Here is a 2,456-nt window from a genome sequence, read left to right as displayed (position 1 = left end):
TTTCTCTCTCCTTTTCTTACATACAAAAAAAAGACCACAGATGCGTGGTCCTAAATGGCTATAATTTATTATCGAGCTGTCAGTTAAGCGGTAGCAGTAGATGCTGACGGCTTATTATCATTCCTAGCATCAATTAAAATAATATTTTTTTCTTCCTCCAAACCAAGCTCTTGTAATATTTTTTGAACTTTTGTTAACTCCTGCTCGGAAAAGTATAAAATTACTTTTATTGATTTTTTTGTTTCATTTGCATTTTCATATATTTTCACTTGGTTCTGCAAATTTTTTCGCAACTGTGAATTACTAGCTAGTTTAAATTCAATTAGCGTCTTGTCCTTATTTCCTCTAGATACTTTAAAGTCAACAGGTCCTCTTCCATTATTAACTTCTCTATTAACGTCAGAATCAGTTGCAAACCAAGTCAGCCTATATAAAATCTGCAAGTCATCTTCCTTTTTAACAGGAATGCTCTTTGAATAAAATATACGGTAGCCATCATTGTTTTCAATAACATGCTTTAAAAACAAAACTCTTTTCAAGGACTCCTCAAAGGTATCATCTTTTGTTTTATAGAAGTCAGTAGTGTTTTCAAGAAGTTCGATAAGTTCTTTAAACTTCTCCACATAAAATTGAGCAGATTCTTTAACTTTTTGGTTACTATTCGCTTGGGCCTGATTCCCTCGCTGCTCCTTATATTTAATGTAATAGTCAACGAACTCAGGGTATTGTGTTATTACCCTGGATACAGCAAGACTGCGGTCTTTTGCAGAAGGTTTCTTGGGCAATATTGAGAAAAAGTAATTGTTTATTTGAAACCTTAACTGGTCATTATCAATACATTCTGGTATAAGGGAGAAATCCTTTACCATATCCGTTTTATTTATCCAGGTATCATCTTTGGTAAGAATATCGGTAGGAGTTAAAAGAACATAATCTCCGTTAATATATGGCAAATGATAATTATCTCTTTCCCAAGTTTCCGTTTTATAGTTAAACCTAACGTTGTTGACAGCTACCATTTTAACATACCTTTTATCCAAATGTTTTAATGCAAACGTTTGTGTATATTCAAGCAAGTATTCGTGAATTAACCTAGTAGTGAAATCGCTAATATTGTCTTTGCCCACCTTATCCTTAATAATACAAAGCTTTTCAAGGTGGCTACTTTTTGTTACTTTTTCTTTTCCAAATTCCGAGAGCACGCTATTTAAATTGCTATGCAAAGCAACTGCGAAGTCTGGACCTAACCCGCTGCCACCATTCCCGCTTTTAGAGAATCCTAACCAATTCTGCTTGATTTCAGGAAACATAAACCAAGCTTTTAATAAACCTGGAGAAATTTCCTTTTCTTGAGCTTTATCCCGAAGAAAACCAAGATATTTTAACATATTTTCATGCAACTCTTGATACTCTTTCTTAGTACTATTAAATAGAAGAAAAGGGTCAATAAACAATGGCAAGTCATTAATGAGCGATACATCAAATGCACCGTATTCCTCAAGAACACTTGGTTCCACTTCAAAAAAATCAGAAAAATAAACTTTTACATCCATTAAATTTCTCCCTTCACCTCTGTTTTCTATTTAATTTCATATATACATTCTTCATGATACAACAAATATTGAAATTATTCGACAGCTTAGAATTTATTGTTTGTCTGAAAAAATCCGATAGACTATACGAATATCCATAAAGCCTTTTTGGACATTAACGAACAGGAAATTCATTGTAATTTGATACCTACCTGGCTGTTCGGAAAAGTGTACTTAAATGAACAAGCAAATGGGGGACAAAACCATATGGGTAGTCCGCACCTCTTTTATAGATATCCTTTTTCTTTTAAGCTTACGTACTTTTCATGGCCTATGATTACCTGGTCAAGGATTTCTATGCCAACTATTTTTCCTACCTCTACAAGACGCTTGGTCACCTCAATGTCTTCTCTTGAAGGTGTCGGCTGCCCTGATGGATGATTATGAGCCACGATAGCACTAGCACAACATCTCTTTATCAATGGTAGAAAAGTTTCCCTTGGGTGAACTATGGATGCATTTAAAGAGCCCGTAAAGATTGTTTGTCTAAACATTACTTCATTTTTCGTATTTAGTCCTAAGCAAACAAATTCTTCACGGTTAAGGTACTGCATATCCTTAAGGTAATTAAAAGTATCCTGTATGCTTCTAATCGTATATCGTTCTTCCGCTCTATTGGTATTTAATCTAGCTAGCCTTAATGCAGCAATAATCTGTTGTGCCTTTACTTTTCCGATACCTTTAATCGTCAATAGTTCTTCTGCTGTAACATCTAATAACGCCTGTATGGACGGGAAACGGCTAAAAATTTCACTAACAATGTAGCTGTCGTCCTTTTCTTTGATAGTAGTAGCTAATAATACCTTAAAAGTTAATTTGTCCAATTGGTTCGTCATCATATATTCCTCCATTTAATTGAAATAA

General features: G+C 34.1%; 2 protein-coding genes. Both read right to left on the bottom strand.

Features of this window, described 5'->3' with window-relative positions:
• Positions 1 to 83: 83 nt before the first annotated feature.
• Positions 84 to 1,553, bottom strand: coding sequence for a hypothetical protein (locus tag TY15_RS22840; RefSeq protein ID WP_040209698.1), 1,470 nt, complete (start codon positions 1,551 to 1,553; stop codon positions 84 to 86).
• 266 nt (positions 1,554 to 1,819) lie between these two features.
• Entirely contained in the window at positions 1,820 to 2,428 is a 609-nt protein-coding gene (radC, locus tag TY15_RS22835) for a RadC family protein (RefSeq protein ID WP_244440990.1), read from the bottom strand.
• Positions 2,429 to 2,456 lie beyond the last annotated feature (28 nt).

The sequence above is a fragment of the Neobacillus jeddahensis genome (genome assembly GCF_000612625.1).
GTDB classification, from domain to species: domain Bacteria; phylum Bacillota; class Bacilli; order Bacillales; family Cytobacillaceae; genus Neobacillus; species Neobacillus jeddahensis.
The sequence above is the reverse complement of the archived record's forward strand: the minus strand, read 5'-3'. Positions and strand labels throughout refer to the sequence as shown.

Excerpts from the sequence above, each read along its gene's own strand:
- TY15_RS22840 (WP_040209698.1), bottom strand. The coding sequence starts at position 1,553 with ATGGATGTAAAAGTTTATTTTTCTGATTTTTTTGAAGTGGAACCAAGT.
- radC (WP_244440990.1), bottom strand. The coding sequence starts at position 2,428 with ATGACGAACCAATTGGACAAATTAACTTTTAAGGTATTATTAGCTACT.